23 protein-coding genes and 2 pseudogenes are annotated in these 21,267 nt (G+C 38.9%); 2 read left to right on the forward strand and 23 right to left on the reverse strand.

Going from position 1 to position 21,267, the window contains the following annotated elements:
• Positions 1-121: 121 nt before the first annotated feature.
• From mtbB to METEV_RS09800, 10 genes and pseudogenes are all read right to left on the reverse strand, one after another.
• Positions 122-1,525, reverse strand: a pseudogene (mtbB, locus tag METEV_RS09755) ([dimethylamine--corrinoid protein] Co-methyltransferase).
• 22 nt (positions 1,526-1,547) lie between these two features.
• Positions 1,548-2,201: a dimethylamine corrinoid protein MtbC gene (mtbC, locus tag METEV_RS09760; protein WP_013195341.1), complete on the reverse strand. Its 654-nt coding sequence runs from the start codon at positions 2,199-2,201 to the stop codon at positions 1,548-1,550.
• Positions 2,202-2,374: 173 nt separating this feature from the next.
• A complete protein-coding gene (locus tag METEV_RS12435) occupies positions 2,375-2,515 on the reverse strand; it encodes a hypothetical protein (protein ID WP_013195342.1) in 141 nt (46 codons plus the stop codon).
• Positions 2,516-2,848 (reverse strand): hypothetical protein, encoded by a 333-nt coding sequence (locus METEV_RS09765; protein ID WP_013195343.1) that lies wholly within the window; start codon positions 2,846-2,848, stop codon positions 2,516-2,518.
• A gap of 13 nt (positions 2,849-2,861) precedes the next feature.
• Positions 2,862-3,914: a DMT family transporter gene (locus METEV_RS09770; RefSeq protein WP_013195344.1), complete on the reverse strand. Its 1,053-nt coding sequence runs from the start codon at positions 3,912-3,914 to the stop codon at positions 2,862-2,864.
• Positions 3,915-3,995: 81 nt separating this feature from the next.
• Positions 3,996-4,649: a corrinoid protein gene (locus METEV_RS09775; RefSeq protein ID WP_013195345.1), complete on the reverse strand. Its 654-nt coding sequence runs from the start codon at positions 4,647-4,649 to the stop codon at positions 3,996-3,998.
• Between the two features lie 29 nt (positions 4,650-4,678).
• A pseudogene (gene mttB / locus METEV_RS09785) lies at positions 4,679-6,166 on the reverse strand ([trimethylamine--corrinoid protein] Co-methyltransferase).
• Positions 6,130-6,378: a hypothetical protein gene (locus METEV_RS09790; RefSeq protein ID WP_013195347.1), complete on the reverse strand. Its 249-nt coding sequence runs from the start codon at positions 6,376-6,378 to the stop codon at positions 6,130-6,132. Before METEV_RS09790 ends, mttB begins: the two are co-directional and overlap by 37 nt.
• Before the next feature lie 583 nt (positions 6,379-6,961).
• Positions 6,962-8,587, reverse strand: coding sequence for a methylamine methyltransferase corrinoid protein reductive activase (locus METEV_RS09795; RefSeq protein WP_013195348.1), 1,626 nt, complete (start codon positions 8,585-8,587; stop codon positions 6,962-6,964).
• A 177-nt stretch (positions 8,588-8,764) separates the two neighbouring features.
• Positions 8,765-9,340 (reverse strand): hypothetical protein, encoded by a 576-nt coding sequence (locus METEV_RS09800; protein ID WP_013195349.1) that lies wholly within the window; start codon positions 9,338-9,340, stop codon positions 8,765-8,767.
• Between the two features lie 150 nt (positions 9,341-9,490).
• Between METEV_RS09800 and METEV_RS09805 the strand changes: the two genes are divergently transcribed.
• The gene (locus METEV_RS09805; protein ID WP_013195350.1) at positions 9,491-9,811 is read left to right on the forward strand and encodes a DUF6951 family protein; all 321 of its coding nucleotides are present in this window, start codon (positions 9,491-9,493) and stop codon (positions 9,809-9,811) included.
• Between the two features lie 2 nt (positions 9,812-9,813).
• On the opposite strand, the gene METEV_RS09810 is transcribed toward METEV_RS09805, so the two are convergent.
• Entirely contained in the window at positions 9,814-10,680 is an 867-nt protein-coding gene (locus METEV_RS09810; RefSeq protein WP_013195351.1) for an RPA family protein, read from the reverse strand.
• The gene (locus METEV_RS09815) at positions 10,673-11,980 is read right to left on the reverse strand and encodes a Single-stranded DNA binding protein (RefSeq protein ID WP_013195352.1); all 1,308 of its coding nucleotides are present in this window, start codon (positions 11,978-11,980) and stop codon (positions 10,673-10,675) included. Before METEV_RS09815 ends, METEV_RS09810 begins: the two co-directional genes overlap by 8 nt.
• Positions 11,981-12,195: 215 nt before the next feature.
• On the opposite strand from METEV_RS09815, the gene METEV_RS09820 reads away from it, so the two are divergent.
• Positions 12,196-12,402: a histone family protein gene (locus tag METEV_RS09820; protein ID WP_013195353.1), complete on the forward strand. Its 207-nt coding sequence runs from the start codon at positions 12,196-12,198 to the stop codon at positions 12,400-12,402.
• Positions 12,403-12,426: 24 nt separating this feature from the next.
• On the opposite strand, the gene METEV_RS09825 is transcribed toward METEV_RS09820, so the two are convergent.
• The 11 genes from METEV_RS09825 to mmcA form a co-directional block, all read right to left on the reverse strand.
• Positions 12,427-12,693 carry a 4Fe-4S dicluster domain-containing protein gene (locus METEV_RS09825; protein ID WP_013195354.1) on the reverse strand — a complete coding sequence of 89 codons (267 nt, stop codon included), beginning with the start codon at positions 12,691-12,693 and terminating at the stop codon, positions 12,427-12,429.
• Between the two features lie 81 nt (positions 12,694-12,774).
• Entirely contained in the window at positions 12,775-13,281 is a 507-nt protein-coding gene (locus METEV_RS09830; protein ID WP_013195355.1) for a COG2426 family protein, read from the reverse strand.
• A 1-nt stretch (position 13,282) separates the two neighbouring features.
• Positions 13,283-14,239 carry a replication factor C small subunit gene (locus tag METEV_RS09835; protein ID WP_013195356.1) on the reverse strand — a complete coding sequence of 319 codons (957 nt, stop codon included), beginning with the start codon at positions 14,237-14,239 and terminating at the stop codon, positions 13,283-13,285.
• Positions 14,240-14,296: 57 nt separating this feature from the next.
• On the reverse strand, positions 14,297-14,629 hold the full coding sequence (locus METEV_RS09840; RefSeq protein ID WP_013195357.1) for a DUF4870 domain-containing protein: 333 nt from the start codon (positions 14,627-14,629) through the stop codon (positions 14,297-14,299).
• 39 nt (positions 14,630-14,668) lie between these two features.
• Entirely contained in the window at positions 14,669-15,541 is an 873-nt protein-coding gene (locus METEV_RS09845; protein WP_013195358.1) for a Fe-S cluster domain-containing protein, read from the reverse strand.
• 78 nt (positions 15,542-15,619) lie between these two features.
• Positions 15,620-16,213, reverse strand: coding sequence for an Rnf electron transport complex subunit RnfA (gene rnfA / locus METEV_RS09850; protein ID WP_013195359.1), 594 nt, complete (start codon positions 16,211-16,213; stop codon positions 15,620-15,622).
• A 2-nt stretch (positions 16,214-16,215) separates the two neighbouring features.
• Positions 16,216-16,827, reverse strand: coding sequence for an Rnf electron transport complex subunit RnfE (gene rnfE, locus METEV_RS09855; protein WP_013195360.1), 612 nt, complete (start codon positions 16,825-16,827; stop codon positions 16,216-16,218).
• Between the two features lie 18 nt (positions 16,828-16,845).
• On the reverse strand, positions 16,846-17,403 hold the full coding sequence (gene rnfG, locus METEV_RS09860; RefSeq protein ID WP_013195361.1) for an Rnf electron transport complex subunit RnfG: 558 nt from the start codon (positions 17,401-17,403) through the stop codon (positions 16,846-16,848).
• Positions 17,387-18,322, reverse strand: coding sequence for an Rnf electron transport complex subunit RnfD (gene rnfD, locus METEV_RS09865; protein ID WP_013195362.1), 936 nt, complete (start codon positions 18,320-18,322; stop codon positions 17,387-17,389). Before rnfD ends, rnfG begins: the two co-directional genes overlap by 17 nt.
• A 2-nt stretch (positions 18,323-18,324) precedes the next feature.
• Positions 18,325-19,695 carry a 4Fe-4S dicluster domain-containing protein gene (locus METEV_RS09870; protein WP_394296167.1) on the reverse strand — a complete coding sequence of 457 codons (1,371 nt, stop codon included), beginning with the start codon at positions 19,693-19,695 and terminating at the stop codon, positions 18,325-18,327.
• A gap of 3 nt (positions 19,696-19,698) precedes the next feature.
• A complete protein-coding gene (gene mmcA, locus METEV_RS09875; protein WP_013195364.1) occupies positions 19,699-21,258 on the reverse strand; it encodes a methanogenesis multiheme c-type cytochrome in 1,560 nt (519 codons plus the stop codon).
• Between the last annotated feature and the right edge of the window lie 9 nt (positions 21,259-21,267).

Below are 21,267 nucleotides of genomic sequence, written 5' to 3' on the forward strand. Positions count from 1 at the left end.
TCCAAAACCAAGATATAAATTTTTAGATTGCACAAAAAACAGTTATCTAAATCTGGATAATAAAAAAATAAAAATTACAAGACCATTAAATATTATCAACGGTCTTGCTGGTCAAATTGTTTTATTTTACCTGATTTCTGAATTTTTCACATGAGTTGATCTTGATGTCGAGCAGTTCTTCGATGTTCATCTTGGCAGAGATGCCTTTTGGAGCACCTTCTACAGAAGTTAAGACACCGATACCGAGTTCTTCTCTCAGGTCTCTCATCACGTACTCATCACTGAGATCCATTGGCTCGACACCCAGTTTCTTGGAGACATAGTCCTTGGCTTCATTAATTCTCATGTTCTTGGAGAGCTGCATTCTTGCAACAAGGTCTCCACCTGCACGCATACCGGTCATACCGGATGCGGATACGTGTGCTATCGGCATACCCACTGGGTCGCCGACTCCTACCTATATGCCGTCTACTCCGGCTACCTCGACCATTGCTTTACTGCACCTGGTAACCGCATCAACAGGTGGTGTCTCGAACATTGGAATGCCACCGACACCCATACCCATGTTTACATGGCAGGGAATTGGTGTTGATTCGACTGCTGACTTGATGAATGTGACAGCTCTTGCAAGGTTCCATGAAGTACTGTGACCGGTGCTGGCGTTACAGACAGGACCGTAAAGGTTTGCTCCTGCTTTTGCTACAAGTGGTCCCTGCTCATGCGGCCAGAGACCTGCAAGTGTTGTTCCGTCGTATTCAAATTCTCCATGCATACCAAGGACCGATTCTGAAGCCATGCCTGCTTCGATATACATGTTCGGGAATCTCTTCCTGAGGGCTTCTATTGCCTGGACTGATGCGTAAAAGTCACCGTCTCCGGCTGCACCGATAGTATCAAAGTTTACACCGTCTGCAGCAGACTTGTAAAGTTTATCTACTGTCCAGACCATGTCATTAGTAAGCTCATCAGCAGCACCTTCTATCTCTTCTTTGGCTTCCTGGAGCTTGAATTCCCTCATCAGATCGGATGGGTTCTTGAACGGACCGTCCGGCTGATAGTAAAGACCCATGTTTGGCATTGCACCATACATCAGAGGAACGGTCATGTTCTGCTGGCAGACTTCCATGGTCTGGCATTCCTGTGAAACCACTGGTTTTACAGGTTTGAAACTGTAGTCGATGTGACCAAGTTCCATGGTATCGGTACCGAAAGCACGCTCGTGAGTCATGACACCGGTCAATCTGCTTGCAGGTATTCCGGTACCGCTGTTACCCTGGTCACCATCGATTCTTAAAGTACCGATATCATGGGTCACAGGTACTTCGTTACCGGCATCGACACTCACCATCTTTTGGGGAGACATCAGGATGTCTGCGATTTTTTCTTTGTCATCATCGCTGAGTGCTGGTATACCACCGAGTTCAGCAGCATCATTTGTACCTGCTTCGATATCTTCCATTATCCTGTCTTTGGAATGGTATTCTGTGGTAGAATCTCCCATCCTTATTCTGTAGCCATTTGCCATTGTTTACAATCCCCCTATCAGTTTATTTGGATGCACCGAGTTTTTCTTTGGTCTTGTTTACTGCTATGCTTGCGTTTTCTGCGTAGATGTCGGCACCTATCTTGTCAGCCCATGCCTGGGTTGCTGGTGCCCCACCTACCATGACAACGGTATCGTCTCTCATTCCAGCTTCTTTGAGAAGCTCGATGATGTCCTTCTGACCCTGAAGTGTTGTGGTCATGAGTGCAGAGATTCCGACTACATCAGCGTTGTGTTCTTTTATCTTGTCAATAAAGTCCTGTGCAGGAACATCCCTTCCGATGTCATAGACTTCAAATCCGGATGCCTGAAGCATTGTGGACACAATAGATTTGCCGATGTCGTGTACATCTCCTTCTACTGTACCATTGATAACTACACCAAGTGGTTTGCCTCTGGATTCCTGAGGCATGTCCTCTTCGAGTGTTTTGACTGCGTCTGTCATGGCTTCAGCAGCCATCATCACATGCGGTAAGAACAGTTTACCTCTCTCAAACTTCATACCGACTTCGTTCATCCCGGCTGCAAGACCGTTTTCGATGATGTCTGATGCTTCGAGATCGCCTCTTGCTTTGTTTACTGCTTCCAGTACATTATCCTTCTTGCAGGATATTATAGCATCTGATATTTCTTTTAATAGTTCTTCTCTCTCTGCCATAAAAATCTCCTTTTTTAAACTTTTTTGTAGTATATATAAAATCGGGGTTAGTTAATAATAGGTATTGATTAAATCAACACCTTGTAAACATGAAATTATTTTTTTTATAAAAAGATATGGGAAAGAAGAGAATTTTGATAGTAATATCAAAATTCTCTATACAAATATTGATGTTAGAGGCGCTTCGCAAAGACTCTTGCCTGCCACAATGCAATTCCTGCCATTATTAAAATCACTAACATCCATGTATACTCTGGGAAGGGGAATACTCCATTTTCAAAGTTGCTTATTAATATTTCCCATTGTGTTGCCATTCAAATCTCTCCTGCTTCTCTTTTCTTTTTAAGTCCTATATCAGGTCCGAGACAAGCATCCTGTGCTCTTGCTTTTCCATAGTCTGTTATGACATATTTGTGTAGCAATGCACCTTTTAACCAAACACCTTCATCATCAATTTTTTGCTCTATGTCCTGAAGGAATCCATAAGCTGCAAGTTCAATAAGGTCGAAGTTGAGTGTCTCCTTCATGAATTTGTTGTTTTCGGAGTCGTATTCTTTAGCGACCTGATTTACAAGGTCATTATTCCAGTGTGGCTCTTCATCAGTACATAGTTCGAGGAGCCTGAATTTGAAAGGTCTTTTAGCCATTTGTATCCACCTCTTAACCTCTTAATGTTTCTATTTCCAAAGACTCTTCTGTAAACATTATGAATGCACCTGCAATACACAGGATACCACCCACAAACACTGTCCATGCTGGTGTAGACCCAAGGAACAGGAACAAGAATATAACAGACATCAAACCATACAGGTTAGCTACTGCCTGTCCACGTCCTACACCAATTAATGGGAAGGACTTGTACCATGAGACATAGCAGAAACCAAATGTGATTCCCGCAAATATCAGCACCAACAATGCGATTGGGCTCTGGAGAACCAATGCTGTATATTTTAACATTGGGAATCCTGCTATTGCAAGAGCCGGAATGATGATTATCCACCAGAGTAAGAGCTCGAAAACAAACCTTGCTGTTAGACCTGCATCAGATTCTGAAACTTCAAGTCCTACACCTGCAATTGCACCTTCAAGACCCCATCCAAGAGCTGCCATGGCACCTCCAAGATATCCGAGCCATGCTACTCCTTGTGCACTTTGAATATCGTTGATGAGACCACCTGCAAAAATGGTGACTCCTCCACCGATAATCACCAGTATACCTACTGCTGCACGTTTGGTAATTTTTTCACCATACCAGAGGTTTGCGGTAACGGCACCGACAACTGGATACAAAAGACCAGCTACTGCTGCAAATGCTCCACCGATAAATGCCATTGCCATAAATGAACCAAATATTGCGATTGGACCTCCACAAACTGAACCAATAAGGAACCATTTGGAACACGGTTTAAATTCTCTTAAGGTCCTACCAAGTTCTGGTAACCTGAGAAGTGTCCCGTTCCATACCATAAGGGCGATTATAACTGTTAAAGCGTTAAACGCTGTTACCAGTGCAGCGACAATAACCATCGGGGCATCACCAGGTATACCCACTGATATTTCATCATACATGCCAACGAAAGGTTCCACAGTCCAGACAACTTCACCAGGTATATACCATAAACCCCAGAGTATTGCACAGAAGAGGGCCCACATATACCCACTTCTAATTCTGTTTTCATGTTCCTTTATCCTCATTTGCTCTGTATCTACCATATTACTCCTCCATGATATTCCATGTAATAACAAACATAATTAAAATCAGGTGTGCAAATCGCACACCTGTAAATCATTTATTTATTTCACCGCTTCTTTTGCTTTCTTTACAGCATCTGCTGCATTTTCAGCATAGATGTCTGCACCAATTTCATCAGCCCATTTCTGACTGACTGGTGCACCACCAATCATGGTCTTCACTTTATCGCGGATGCCTGCTTCCTTGAGCTGTTCTTCAAGGGTGAGCTGTTCGGTCATTGTTGGTGTCATCAGTGCAGATGATGCAACAATGTCAGCATCTACTTCTTTTGCTTTGTTCACATAGGATTCAATTGCAACATCTCTTCCGAGATCATATAGTTCGAAACCTGCAATTTTGAGCATTGTTGCTACAATGTCTTTACCTATGGTGTGGATGTCACCTGCAATTGTTCCGATGACAACTCCACCGTGTTTCTCTTCGGCACCGCCTCTCTGTTCTTCAAGTACAGGTGTTATAAGTTCAACTGCTGCAGACATTGCTTCAGAAGCTGCAATTACATGTGGAAGGAACAAAGATCCTTCTTCGAATTGGTCTCCTACTTCAGTCATTGCAGCAGTAAAACCATCTTCGATGAGTTTCACAAGGTCTACATTGGAATCTATTCCTTCCTGTGCTACTTCTTTGGCAGCATCCTCGTCAAACTCTTTGATGGCATTCTTTGCTTTTGGTATTAATTCCTCTAAACTCGCCATAAATTCACTCTCCTTTTTATAAATTATATTTACTGACCCATTACTTCTTTGTCAGCTCTGTCCATGACAGCTTTCATATCCTTCTGGATATCGGAATCGATTGGCTCTACTTCGTAGTTCTTCAGGATATCTTCGACTTTTTCATGTGCAACATCGATGATGTCCTTGGAACCATCTTTCTCCCAGTCACCAAACATTCTTCTGTCAATAAACATTGGGTCTGATGGCAGGTCGATCTTTTGTCTGGTATCTTTCAGTGCGAGGAAGTTGTTACCAATTCCGACTTTACGGATATTGTCGATGTTAAGTGATTCATCTGTTACTTCGATACCTTCCATTACCTTCTTGGTCATTGATATCATGTCATTATCGAACAACAGCTGTTCAAGTGAGAAGGTCATACCGAGTTCAAGCATACCTGAGCCGTACAGGGTATTTGCACCCGAGAGTGCTGGGAGAAGTGTTGTCATTGTCTTCTCATGACCTGCCTGAGCATCAGGTACCTTGGAGTCTGCCTATGAGCCTGCTACATAGGATGGAAGTCCATAGTAGTGTCCAAGTTTTCCTACTGCTCCACTGATAAGTCCGAGTTCTGGTGAACCGACAGGTGCTGTTCCTCTCTTAAGGTCAAAGGTTGTGGTTGAACTACCGTACCATACTCTGGCTCCTGGCTGGGTTATCTGGGCAAGTACAATTCCTGAAAGTACCTCAGCGTTGTGGGTTACAAGAGTTCCAGCAAGGTCTACTGGTGAAGAACCGCCAGCCATTGCCATACTGAGCACGTTGAGTGGTATTCCATAGCGTGCTCCTTTCATGATGACCTGACATGCGTTGTCGCCAAGCTCTAATGGACTGGTTGGACACAGCAGTGCGGAGAATATTGGTTTGTTGCGTGCTTCTTCTTCATCTCCACCGTAGAATGCTTTGCAGATGTCGAAGTAGTATTCCATTGAATCTCCGACTGGGTCAATGTGCTGGAAGTGCTTTGCTGTGTTTACAAGTGGTGTGTAGGTCTCGTGAACATCCTGTGCTCCTTTTATTGCCCAGTCCCTTGCGGATACTGGCAGTGAGAAGTAATCGATGTTATCTGCCCAGTCACATACTTTTGCACAGTCTGCAACATCCTGTTCCACTGAATCTTCGGTTTTGAATTTGCCGTGTCCTTCATACCGGCACATCTTGATACCGGTACCAAAGCAGGTCCAGTGTACCTGTCCTTTGTGGGACTGTTTGAATGTGTTTTCTTTGGTTCTACCATAGAGATAGAAGCTTGATGGTGCGAGCTGTAGTGCTCTGTTTACCAGATATTCTGGTATTTTTACAACATGTGTGTTCTCGTCTACGTCACAGCCATTCTCTTTGAATAACTGTCTTGCTTCAGGATCTTCTACTCGAATTCCTGGATCCTGGAACAGTTCCATGGTTGCACGGTGGATTTCACCGAGCTCTCCTTCACTGAAAAGTTCCAGATTTACTCCGTTTAATTTATCCTGTCCTGGATAGAAGTGTTTTCCCATTGTATCACTCCTTTATTTTTTGTTGTAGATAGTAGACCTTGGCCTACTTTGTAGTGGAATGAAGCCGTGATAGAGCCTATTCCACTTGTAGAGGTTGTACCGACATGGGGTATACTAGCACTATAAAAACTCCTCAAATAAATATTGACTAATTTGTTTACACCTTTTTGTTCAAAAATGTACATATTAACAGGTGTAAACCATTTATCCATGCCAGATACCCCCAATTGACTGGATAACAGTTTACGGAAACTACGGCTGCAATAATTTTGCAGTTCTGGGAGTTTTATATTTTTTGTTGTATTTTTACTATATGACACTAATTTATTAATAATACCTCTTAATCCGGCCCCTATCTAGGAGGGGGTTAATTTGGTTTTATTCCATACAGTTTCGCTCACTCCCACATTGCAAGGTTTTGCAGCAACCGAATATTCCTCAGATAACTTATTGTAGCCCGTATGTACAACCTCCGTAATTTTCAACAGTCCTTGGTGAATTATAAATACATTGTATTTTACTTCACCTCCTGTTAATTACATAAGGTAGGTTTTTATTACAAAAATATAAATTTATCGGATTTATTTCAGGATGAATAATTAACATTTATACAATTGCTTGCTATAAAATAGGTTTTAACCCGTTAATATAGCAAATAAGTATCGATATTCAAAAATAATCCAATATATTTAAATATCAAATTTTAAGATTAATTATTTTAATAAACATGTATAAATAAAAATATCAGATAAATTTATATACTAGTTCTATAACAAAGATTTTCTAAAAATAATATCACTGTTTTTTGATCTTTACATCTTCATATTTAATTGCATTCACCGGACAAATACCTACACAACGCCTGCAACTTGTACCAAGACACCTTTGAGCATTATAATTTGCTATCAAACCTTCATCTGTATCAAGAATAGTTATCGCATCTTCAGGGCATTCCTCTTCACATTTATGGCAAAATATACAACCATCAGTGATTTCTTCCAGTATTATTCCTACATTACCTATTGTTTCTATTCCTTCTTTACCCACATTTGCAATATCTTTTTCTACCCTTTTTTCTATAACAGGGTTTCTGACCATTTCAGGTAATTTGGGCAGATTATAAAAACCAAGCATTTCATTATAGGTTTCTATAGGCATACCCTGTGTCCAGTAAGACAATTCAAATATATAGAAATTTTTGAATGTTTCACTGGTTGCCATCATCAAATGGTCAGCTGTTATTGTATGTGCAAATTCTGTGATTTCATCGAGTTTATTATCATCAAAAACAAGGTCTCTTGCAAGTGATATAGATGTATTACCAAATTGAACAATTCTTTTTCCAAAATTGGGACAGGTACCCAACCTCCTTGCTTTTTCAGAATCTACATAAGTACCTGATGCCCCTGACATATAGATATTTTCCAAATCTTCATATTTTAAACCTGATTCAACAATCAAAGTAAGATGTGCAGCCCTTATTGCCCCTATAGCTTTCCCTGCCTCTTCTATATCTCTATTGGTTAATACAAGGTCATCACCAAGTATAATTTTACCATTAGGTAATTGCGGGAGTTTTTCAATCAAACCAGTATCAAGGGCTACTGAAAGTACTGATATCATACCAGTTCCAGTTATTCCTATGGTTTTAACACCTGAGTCTTCAACTACTTTGCCTGTAGCAGGTTCTATAAGGTCGCCTTTCTTTTCGGACATATTGTCATCAAGAACAGTAAGCCTCCAGTAGTCACCTTCGGGGTTTACATCTGTTATTGCTCCCGGGCTTGCAAGCATACCGCAACCAATACCCTGTCCCTCTATAGCAGGACCTGCTGCAGCGCTTCCAGTAACAATTTTATCGCCCACTTTGAGTGCCATTTCCGCATTTGTACCATAATCGGTTACAATAGAAGGTTCAGTTTGGCTCAAAAACTCGGTTTTAAGCATCATTGCAAGTGCATCAGCTCCTATTTCATGTTTAATCGCTGGAGGAACAACAACATTACAATTTGGCATATCCAGAATATCTCCAAAAATATCATTAGCAGGAACTACTCTTGAATCTCTTTTTACGTCCTCTACTCCCAACCTTGCCTGTTTATTCCTTCCCGCATAGGCAAGGTCGCGGATTTCCATATTCTGGAAAAGGGATAATTGTATAGGGTTACCACATATAGCCAGTTTTTTGACTTCTGAAAGATTAACATTGAAAGCACTAATGATTCTTTTTACTGCATTAAGAATTATGCCATTTGCAATATCTTCACCAAGTTCAATAGCAAAATCAAGGTGGTCTATGACATTCCCACCTGGCAACGGATGACCCATTGTAATTACTGTTTTAATTGTTTCTTCTCTCTCAAGGTCTATGAGCTGTGCTCTATAACCGCTCGTCCCAAGATCCAGTGCGATTCCATACATATTTATATCTCCAATTATGCTACAATGCTAAATTATTTTAATTACATTTAATACACGTTTCGTTTATTATTTGCCTTTAATAAAAACTCAAATAATATATAAATAAATTGTGTATGGTTTTTAACCCACCATACAAAACCAATCCATGGGATTCATTAATAACAATTAAAAGAAGCTTTATTTGATATTAAAGCCCAACAAAAATGATCCCATACCTGATTCACATACTGCTTCCATTCTATCCTTGAGATATTCATCTGTTGGAGGCGATGGTGAACCCAGAACTACATCATTGATTTCAGGAACCTCTTCAACAGTTGGACATTCTTTGGGAGGCATTACTACTACAAGGGGTTTAGAAGTACCTGTCAGAGATGATATTGATGACTTATCATAGATTACAATATTACCTATTACAAGAGCATCTCCTGTTTCTTCATATTCTTTAAGTTTCTCAGTATCATCCATTTCTTCACCAATTTTTTCGCCCTCTTTCATAAGTATCACTTGAGGGCTGCAAGGCCATTCAAACTCCTTGTTTGTGGTAAACACCATCACAACATCACGGTTGATTACCTCTTTTACACCCTGATTGTCACCTTTTCCAAGTCCCATCAGAGTCATATCTTCTGCCTTTTTCTCTTGTTCTTTAATATTCTCAAGGTCATCAGCATCAAGGGTAAATACACCGCATACACCCTTCATCTCCATTACTCTGTTTTTAACTTTCTCAATTATTTTTTTATTTTCCATATTAATCCTCTATTGGTAGTTAAATAGAATAAATATAAACAATTGTTCTACAGGTTTAAATTAACTGCTTTGTTTACTTAACAATATCGGATAATTTAGCTCGGGTAAAAGCTTTATTAAAAAATAACATTCTAATATATAGGAGGTAAAATGACAAAACTAACTGTACATTCAAATGTCTGTGATTACATTCACAAAATACATGGTGAACAAAAAGGCAAGAATGTTTTAATCAATATAGATACATCCTGTAAAAAAGTGAAAAACCTTTCAGGTATAGAAGTTCCAAAAATGGAAATATTTAATATCAAAGATAATTTTGTTATGCAAAAATCACAGGAATCAAGATGCTGTGCTACCTGTATTGTCCCTTCAGGTATTATCCATGCCTGCTGGATTGAATCAGGATTCATGGCAGAATCAATAGCCAATGATGCCCGCAATATTTGTATAGAATTCGATGAAGAATAATATCAGGATACAACTTTTATTATCCCAATTTTTGGTTCATAACATTTACCATTTGATAGCATCGAACTGACCGCATCCTCTACTGTTTGTTCGGAAACACCTTTCTCCTGTGCAAGGTCTATCAATTCTCCATAATCCACACCTTTTCCTTCATCAATATCTTTCATGATTCCTATCAAAAATTCTTCTATGTCAGGTTCATCTGATGATGTTTCAAAAGATTCAACATCTATCGATTCAAGACAATCCTTAATCGATGTCTTTAATTCCTCAATATAATCCACACCGGTATGATAATATCCAAGTGAAAGAGTGATACCTTCTGCAAAATCAAAAGATACATTGTTTTGTACCAGATAATCATACAGGTCTGAACCTTTTAATTCCGTAGAAATAGCCTTTGAATATGTATCTATCCTATCCAATGTTAGTTCAGCAGTATCTACAATCCACTGGTCACGAATATATGATCCAACTACATTGATTTCTTCTGGTCGTATTGAAACATAAACACTTCCGTCTTCTGGGATATATGCTCTGGATTTGCCTATAAGTGCTACATAGGTAGGGATTTCAACAGTTGACAAAAAAATTGATGCTTCCGGTTGATATTGACCCGCATATACTACAAATGCCCCTGTTGGGTCTACTATCCGAGCCCTCCAGATATTATTGTCTGTTCCTATATTATCAACTTCTGTAACAACACCAACCACAAAAACTCTGTTTACTTTTGTACCAATCGGGGTAATAAGAAAATTGGGTGTATAAACACTGTTATTATCAACCTGTTTCCCCGGGTCTATATTAAGCGTTGAATCATTGAATTCTTTTGCAAATATCCTTTGAGCAACTTCACGCTCAACCATAGGTCACACCTTCCAGACGTTTTAAGAGGTTGTGCACACGGTCATCCAGTGAGCCGTCTGGAACCCATACAGATTTGGCAACAAGTGTCGGACCAAAATCTGTGTTTGACGAATTTCCACATACACCCAGATATTTACCTATTAATCTGCGACGCATGTCTTCATATACTGCATCCTGAGACAGTGTATTTTGGATTATATCTTCAGCTTCATACATACTACTACCGTATACTATTTCTGAAAGTTCCCTATTAAGAATTACTGTTATTGCACCGGTACCATCATCCAGTATTGCTTTAATACGCATATCATGGTAACCTTCCACAGTTCCATGTGCACGGCATTTATTTTTGAAAATCACACGGTTACAGGTTGGACAGCGTGTGATTATTCCCGAACCAGACCTTAATGAAATAATATTACCTTCTATAGATACTTCAAATATACCGTCTTTGTTTAAAATATTTTTTATAGGTACAGGTTTTGATGTATTTGAAGCTGTTTCATAAGTAAACGGCAGGTTTTCTGTTGAATCTACTATTTCCAAGGATGTTGATTCATTAATATTTATAGAGGGCACCCCTTTAAAGGTCTGCACAAAAGCACCCTCAAATTGGATAACTTTTCCAATATCCACCCCCTCCAGAGGTGTCCATGATGTGAAAGGGAGTTTTCCGGTTTCATCTGCAAGTACACCCTCTAAAATGGTCGTTTTTCTGTTTTTAACATTTACTTCTCTGTGGTAAAGTTCTACAACAATAGCCATTGAATTAACATAAATATCAGAAAAAGATATATCAAACAATTTCTTTTTGTTTTGTCTGGTTATTTCATCTACAGATGGTAATGATTCATCAGATAGATAAGTTATTTCTGAACGGTTACCAATGTTGAGCTGGACACGATTTTGCCATTTACGTGTATATGCATTTTTAATTTTTAAAGCATCACCTATGTTAAGTGACATGTCTTCCCACAATGTAAAATAACATGCACCTGTAGAATCAGCAATAATTCCTGATGAGATGGGTACTTTTTCACCTTTTACATTAACAGTCTTGTTTTGGATGTCTATAATGCGACCGGTGATTTCCAATCCCTTGGAATTAGCCTTCAAATTTCCAATATTTTTTGGATACAGTACACTTGATTTATATTTTCTAAGAATAGTACGTTTTGCCTCTTCAACTGGCACCCGGTAACTCAACAGTTTTTCTAATTCGTTTTTTATAAGATTTTCATCTACATTCTCAAGCGCCCTTGTTAATTCGTCTAAATGAGGCGCCAAATTGTTATCCATGAAACGTCACCTTTATTAAATCATGACTCGATAATAATCTGCTGTATATCTACTGTACCCACATTTTAATTTATAAATCTGGATTTTACATTAATTTAATGTTGTATGTAATCTTTATACAATAAAGGTAATAAAAAATTATATATATCTATTCCTTGATTTTAGAAATAAAAAGGATTGAATATCTATTCAAAGACTACCTGGAGGTGAAAAATTTGACAATTCTACCACTTGCTCCTGTAGAACGCGTAATAAGAAGTGCAGGAGCAGAAAGAGTCAGTGAATCAGCAGGAAATGCCCTTACAGAGATACTGGAAGAATATGGACAGGATATCTCCAAAGAAGCGGTGAAATTGGCAGAACATGCTGGCAGAAAAACTGTAAAAGAAGAAGATATAAGATTAGCAAAAGAAATGTTGTAAATACAGCATTTCTATTTTTTAAGCTTAAGCTTCTGCAGATTCCAATTTTTTAACTGAAAGTACACCTATAGGACAATGTTTTGTACATGTTCCGCACACAATACAGGTTTCTTCATTAATTAATGCCTTGCCGTTAACAACCCTGATAGCAAGATTTTCATCATCCGGGTCAAATTCATCCTTTTTCTCAAGCTTAGCATTTATAGGACACACTGAAAAACAGATGCCACAACCTATACAGTGACTTTCTTCCATTTCCAGTACTTTATTATTCTTTTTCCCTTTTGCCATATTAATTACCTCGGTTATTATTATATATAGTAGTGTTGTCACGTCTTATATACATTACCAGATATGAACGTTTCGAATCATTCAGTTAACAATACCTACTACACCTATACCTGAAAGAACCAGTGATGTTACAATTATTCCTGAAATCAAAACTCCTGACAATATAGCCAACAACGCATGCCTGAACTTTATACCAAAAACAAATGAAGCAACGCATCCCGTCCATGCACCTGTAACAGGTAATGGTATTGATACAAACATTACCAGTGCAAGAGTTCCATATTTTTCAAATTTTTCTGAATGACGCTTATGTGTTCTTTCAAACAGCCATGTGAAAAAATTGTCCCATAACCTGAACCTTCGCAAACTATTGGACACAGGACCCAAAAACAGCAATATGGGAATTACAGGAAGCATGTTACCAAGTACTGCCATTAAATATGCCAGTACAGGATTCATTTCATATATCACCAGCGCCACTGGTATCGAGCCCCTAAGTTCTGAAAAAGGGAGTGCACTCAATAAAAATGTCGACATCCAGGGCGGCATTACATTAAAGGTTTCGACCAGAAATTCTCTGAATACCATATTATTCGTACTGGGATAATGTAAAGTGAGCAAGCAGTGCTTCTAACTGTATACGTTCATTAGCTCCTTCAGTGAGCCTGAAATCAATTTCGCCTATTTTATCGACAAGTTCCACCATCAACTTTTCAGGGATATCCAGATTAAATATCGCCCGATAAATCTGGCCTACTACATCTTCTCCTGAAAGTCCTTGTTCTGACATGAGTTTTTCCATTGTTTCACGTGCCGCTTTGAAATTCCCATCAAGTGCTTTTTGTACCAATTCTTCTATTTCTTCAGGATGAGCAGTTGCAGTTATCTTATAAATTGTATCCTTATCAATAACATCATCTATAAGGGCTGACGCCTGTAGAGCATTTATAGCTTTTCTCATGTCACCTTGGGATACATATTTGATGGCTTCAACCCCATCTTCTGAAATCTGTAGACCTTCCTGTTCTGCTATATATCGAACTCTCTTTTCCACTGCCTCATAAGATAATGAGCGGAATCTGTAAACTGCACATCTGGATTGTATGGGTTCAATTATTTTTGATGAATAATTACATGACAAAATAAAACGGCAATTGTTTGTATAACGTTCCATCGTTCTCCTGAGGGCTGATTGTGCATCAGGTGTTAGTGCATCAGCTTCATCGAGAAAAATTATTTTAAAATCCGCCCCTCCTATAGGAGATGTTTTTGAGAAATCTTTTATTTTTGTCCGCACTACATCAATCCCACGCTCATCAGAAGCGTTAAGTTCTGTAAAATTCTGATGCCATGCATCTCCGAATAATTCTTTGGCTATTGCCACCGCTGCAGCAGTTTTCCCGACGCCCGGCGGTCCTGAAAACAACAGATGCGGAAGATTATTTGTACTTATATATGACTTCAACCGTTTTATAGCCTCACCCTGACCAACGATATCATCAAGTTTGAACGGTCTGTATTTTTCTATCCAGATTTCTTCTTTTATAACAAACCCTCCACCACATAACTAAAAAATATGGTAGGTTACAATACTGATTCTATTTTATTTGTAGATATAATTATAAGCTATATTTCCAACATAGGGCAATCTGAATTTCAAACCACGATATGCTTGAATTGCCAGTATAAGCATAAGGAAAAGTGCCATGAAACCTACAAAATCCGCGAGTAACCATCCTACAAAAGGCAACCATCCTATTAAAAACACTAACAAAGATAATGGGAGAAATGTCAAAAATGATTGAAGTGCATGAAAACGTACAAACTTATTATTGTTTTCAATAAGCAAAAAAAGAACTCCTGTTAACCAGAAACCCGGATAACATAAAAGTCCTACAATGTTTTCATTTAATTTTATAGCAGTCCTGTATGTCATTATTATCCTACCCTCTAAATTTTATAATTAACGAAAAAATTATCCTGAATCTGCTTCTGCTGTTTCTGAAGTGTCGGCACTCTGTTTTGTGCTTGTTTTGGTTTTTTCTCCAGTTTCTTTCATTTCAATTGTACCCTGAGGACATTTTTCAACACATATCCCACAGGCAGTACATTTCTCCTGATCGATTTCAGCGAGGAAATTATTTACCTTTATGGCATCTTCAGGGCAATTCTTTTCACATATTTTGCATCCGATACATCCAGTTGTACAAACTGCTTTTACAGCTTTTGGTTTATCATGTGAACGGCAGCGTACATGTACTTTTTCGGATTCTTTACCGAATACTAATATATCATTGGGACAAGACTCAATACAAAGACCGCAACTTGTACACAGGTTTTTGTTAATATGAGGGAGCCGGTCTTCACCAATTGTTATTGCACCGAAAGGACAGGCTCTTACACAGGTCCCTCTACCCATACATCCATAACTGCAACCTTTTTCGCCTTCTGAAAGCATCATTACCGCATTACAGTCTTGGATGCCTACATAATCGAACCTGTTTACACAGTTCACACCACCTTTACACCTAACAACCGGATACTGTTTTTCACCCTGGGTAACTTCCTTTCCAAGTATACCTCCTATTTGCTGTGCCAGTTCAAATCCTCCTACTGGGCAACCATCGATAGGTGCATCTTCACTGACAACTGCTTCAGCAAATGCACTGCATCCTGCATACCCACAGGCACCGCAGTTTGCTCCTGGTAGCGCTTCAAGCACTTCCTCTACCAGTGGGTCTGTTTCAACATGAAATATTCTTGAAGCCGCAATTAGCATTACACCAATTGCAAAACCAAGTCCTCCAAGGACTGCAACTGATTGGATTATGACATTAATGAAGTCCATTTATAAGTTCACCTCTATAGGCAAGGTAAGGTATTAAATTATAATATTAACCATGAAATATATATCATACGATAGAATTTAACCACCCAAAGGAATTACCTCAAAGTAGTTTACAAATGCCATTGATAACAGGGTAGCAAAGAAAAATGCATGTGGAACTCCTTTAACAGATGAGTGAACATGCACAAGGCTTGAACGCTCCCTTAAACCTGCCATTATCAGCAGTACTATTGTAAATCCGATTCCTGCTGCCAGCCCAAATGTTACACTCTGTGCAAAATCATAACCTGCTCTGATATTTAAAAGAACTGAACCAAGTACTGCACAATTAGTTGTAATTAAAGGCAAATATATTCCAAGAGACCTGTAAACAGCAGGCGACATTTTCCTTAACACAAATTCTACAAGCTGTACAAGGGAAGCTATCACAACAATGAAGCTAATAATTCTTAAAAACTGCAATCCCATTGGATCAAGCAAGAACGTATAGATAAAGTACGTTGCCACAGATGCCATTGTTACTACAAAAATAACCGCCAATGACATCCCTGCCGAACTCTTGGTATCTTTAGTAACACCGATAAATGGACATAATCCAAGGAACTGTATCAGGATGAGATTCTGTACAAAAACACCCTGCATCAACACAGATAATATTGAGTCTTCTGCCAATTTTATTCACCTCTTTCAAGTTTCTTGGCTTTATAATGATTTACAAGCATCATCAAAACACCTATTGTTAGAAATGCACCCGGTGGAAATATCATATAATCTAACGGGTCAATTGGAACACTTATTAACTGATAACCAAATGTAACAATTTCACCTGTACCAAGCAGTTCTCTGATAGACCCCATGACACCAAGTGCAACAAGAAAACCTGCTGATATACCCAATGCATCAATAAACGAGTACAATGTATTATTTCTGCTTGCATAAGCTTCAGCTCTTCCCATAATTACACAATTAACCACAATAAGTGAAAGGAATACTCCAAGTGCAGCAAACATCGATGGGAAATACGCTTCCATCACCATGCTAATAATTGTCACAAAAGTTGCAATGGTCATAATAAATATAGGAATTCTTACAACAGCAGGAATCTGTTTTCTAAAAGTTGATATTAGTACATTCGAGCATATTAAAACAAAAGCAGTTGCTGCCGACATACCTATAGCGTTTTCCAGTGTTGTTGTTACTGCTAATGTGGGACATAAACCAAGCACAAGCCCAAATATAGGGTTGTCTCTGGTTATTCCCCTTAAAAATTCATCCCAAACACCCATAGTATCACCATATTGTTATTAATTTATTTCTTGTTCGATTTGCTCTATTTTATTATTTAAACCAGTAACTACTGCGCTTGAGGATACTGTAGCTCCTGATATAGCATCTACATTACCACTGTTTTGTGACAACGCAAGACCGTCCAAAGGCAAATTACTAAACTGGTTTTTAAACTCTGCATTTGTTATTTTGGAACCTTTACCAGGTGTTTCAGCTTGCCTGAGAACTTCCATCCCATATATTTTTTCAAAGTTTGTATCAACAGCCGCTGCCATTTTTATATCATCATCATATCCGGCTTGCTCCGTCACAAACCCATATCCTATAAGATTTCCACCCGAATCATATGCTTGATAGTAAAGAACTTCTTCTTCATTTTCACCTGAATAAACTGGTTCGAATTCTTCAGCCTCTGGCATAAGCTGTGAAAGTGTTTCCTGGGTCTGTCTTTGTTCGGCAATCCTTAATTGTTCTTGAGTGGGTACATAAGTAGCTCCCAGCACCGCTGAAGCCACTGCAGAAATCAATACCAGTTTGGCTATGATTACAATGATTTCCTTATTGAATCCTTTCATCTTTTAACACCTTTGTATAATAAACATTACCCAACTTATCTAACAGTTTATTAATTTTTGACCTGAAAAATGATTCTGCACCAAAGGGTTTAGGATAGGTATTATTTTCTATAAACGCAGAGAAAGCGTTTGCCAATAATAGCCCATAGAATGTTCCTGCTACATAATCCGAAAAGAATCCGTAGATAAATACAAGAACACCTGCTATAAAACCATAAATTATCCTACCGTTTTTGGTAATTGGTGATGTTGCAGTATCAGTAATAAGGAAAAGTCCACCAAGTACCAATGCCCCTGTGAAAGCATAGGATAAATGACCAGCAAGATAAGCCAAAGCAAATACTGTCACAAAAAAGCTTAGTGGAACTCTCCACTCTATATATTTTCTCATAACAAGATAAATCCCAGGAATTAATATCAATAGAGGAGATACGCCTATCGGATAACCTGCTCCTGTTTCCAATATTAAATCAGAAAGTACACCTAATTGAGGTACTGATATCGGTGTCATATAAGACGAATAAGCAAGGCTCAGAAATACCCAGGCTGCAAGTACTGGATTAAAAGAGTAGGACCCGATACCTCCAAATATGTGTTTACCAAAGCCTACAGCAAAAGCTGATCCAAGCATCGGCAACCACCATGGTGCTCCAGCAGGAATAACCAATGCTGTTATCATCCCTATAAAAATTACATCACCATCGTTTACAGTAATCTTCTGGTCAAGGAATCTTAGGATTACAACCTCTATTGCTGCTGCTGCGAATATACCTGCTATTATATGGCTCAATACAGGTAATCCAAAAAAGTATATGGAGACAATAACAAGCGGTATAAGCGCAAATATTTTGTACCAGATAAAATTTTGTACACTGAATGATGTTTTTTTATGTGGGGGTGGCGATACTGTTAATGGCATGTTTATCGACCTCCTCCACATGAACATCCAAGTGTAACATTGGATGATTCTTCTTTTGGCTGATAATCTTCATAGGATCTCCTTATAGCTTCTTTTGCATATTGGTTCAGTTGTAAAAGGTGCCTTTTTGATGGACAAATGGCTGCGCATCGTCCACATTCTATACAATTCATAACATGCATTTCACGGCATTCATCAAAACGACCCTGATCTGCCAGTATAGCCAATCTGCTTGGCACAAGCTCCATGGGACAGATATCCACACACTTTGTGCAGTGAATACACGGATACGTATTATACACTGGAAGCTCATCCTCAGTCTGTATTGTTATTCCTGTAGTAGTTTTTATTACAGGTACCTCGTCTGTATACTGAGCAATACCAGTCATTGTACCATTTGCTATTAGTTTAACCGAATTTTCCCTATATCCACCAAGATGCTCTATAACATCTTTAAACAAAGTACCAACTTTTACTAACTCCTTTTGTGGATTGGCATTACCAACGCCTGACACTGAGATAACTGTTTCAAAAGAGGGTTTACCCTCATATATTGCATCATATAGTGCTTTTGCCGATTTCACACTGCAGATTGCAATTCCTGCATCATTAGGATGTTTATCAGGTGAAAGTTTGCATCCTGTTACAAAATAGGTAAAAAGGTTTTGTGTATTCTTTCCGTATATCCTGTCCTGTGAAACTACTACCCTGTCTGAATTCATGTCCTCCAAATAATAATCAATTGTTCTTTTTCCAACAAGAGGACCCACATGTACAGGGTTTCCATCAACAGTTGTCCTTTCAAAGGCATCGATAGATTCTTCATCATCATTAGAAAGTACAATAGCTCCTTTTGATGCTCCTGATGCTTGTATTAAAAGTTTCAACATCTCAAGTAATTGTTCCGGTGAATTAGAAACTGATTTGAAATGACCATACATCCACTCCGAACATGTGGCATTTATGATTACTGTATGTATCTCATTATTTTCCGGTTGCAGAATAGAATGTATCGGTTCACCGGTATAATCCACTACTCCTGCATCTTTAATACGGGATATTAATTGCGATTGAGTAGGGTTTTCAAGAGGAGAATAATTAACTGATTCCTCACTGTCATTGGGTTTTATAATTATACTTTTGATTTTAGAACCATCTGGATGATGTGAATCCTGTATAGCTGTTACTTCACCACATACACTGGAATGTACAGGGACATCACTATATGATTTCGCCTCTCCTATTTTCTGACCTGTAATTACAGTATCTCCAACGTCTACTAATGGTTCACAGATTTCACCTGTATGCTGTTTTAATGGGATAACCATTTTTTCTGGTAATATGTTTAATGTTTCAATTTCCAATATAACCACTCCTTAAAAGGCTGGGTCTTGTTCCACTTCATCAGGTCTTTCACCTGGAACGGTCACACTAATGTTTATATCCGAGAAGTTGGTTGGTGGGTCGGTCTTTGCAGGATCTTCCTCATATCCAAGTGCTGCCCAATCCATTGCAGGTTTTTTATCATGACAGGTTGTACAGTCTCTACTTTGATTGAAATGTATATTCTGCAATGCGTTTGTTCTGGAAACTCCATGACAGTCATCACATTCAAGAGGTTCGGATAATCCTACATCAGAACTGGCTATATTATGGTTTATTGGATAATACAGGTCTACATGTCTTAACACTGCATTTGGATAATCAGGGCCTTCTCCATCACTGCTGAAAGAACGCATTTCTTTTTGAGTGACATTTCCATCACCATTGGAGTCTGCCTGCCTAACATGAGACGGTGGTATAGGGTCGCCTACTTTTGTACTGTTATTGGGATTTGCTGCAACTTCCTCATTAATCCCTGCATCCCACCAGACTCCTGTGATTACATTATAAGTATCCAGTTCTGCATTTTCATCATCCTCATCTGCTACATGTGGGAGCTTATCTGTACTCTGTAAGGATTGGTTAGTTGTCCACTCAAGGGTAGGTTTGAAATTTGCTTCCCGAATTGTATCTTCTCGGGTTCCATTTTTCCACGTGAATTCTTTAAGAGGCTCTCCTCCTGATGATTCACCACCCGGCATTTCAGTTACATGGCATGACTTGCAATCGAGGAATTCAAGGTGAGCATCAACTGTTCCACCATGGGATATCCCTTCATGACATCCTGATGACTGACAACTCTGTACTTCCGCACCTACTTCCTGTGCAGCTGGCATGGTACTGCTACCTATTTGATGTTCTATGGTTTCATGGCACTCCATACAGCTTTCTTCTGCATGAACATCGCACTCTGAATAATCTTCATCCGCCCAGTTAACACCGGTTTTTACAACCTGATCTGAATGACAGTACTCTTCACATGAACTCCGTTGTGGTGCTCCATTTACCGGGTCATGAATCTCTGTAACGATTGGCAGAGGTGTCAAAATATCAAGCATATAACTGCCTACGTAATGAGGTTCCTGACGTAGCTCGTGTTTTGCTTCTTCCCACGCCGCTTCATTGGCCTCTTCAAAATTACCGTTTCTAATCATTTCAGCCCTTTCATCGAAATTGTATTCACCTGTCTGGTCATGGCAAACCATACAATCAAGGTCTACCCCATACTCTTTAAGGGGACCTCCACCCGGGTGTTGAGGTCCAAATTCCTTTACCCATGCATCTTTGCCTTGCTCAGATATGTGGAAATTATCCAGAGGATTCCATTTATCCATATCTGTCTGCACATGGTAAGATTGTTCTGCATCATTTGCCAGAGGATTTAAATCGGCATTGTAATGGCAACCACCACATACACTTTCAGACCATCTACCATCAATCATGTAATGTTTATCAAGTACATCACTACCACTGTATCCTACATAAGCGTAAATACCCGATATAAAAAACATAAACAACGTTATTCCCAGAATAATTGCTTTCAGTTTTTTCATAAAAAACAC

Origin of the sequence: Methanohalobium evestigatum Z-7303, from assembly GCF_000196655.1 — an archaeon.
GTDB classification, from domain to species: Archaea; Halobacteriota; Methanosarcinia; order Methanosarcinales; family Methanosarcinaceae; genus Methanohalobium; species Methanohalobium evestigatum.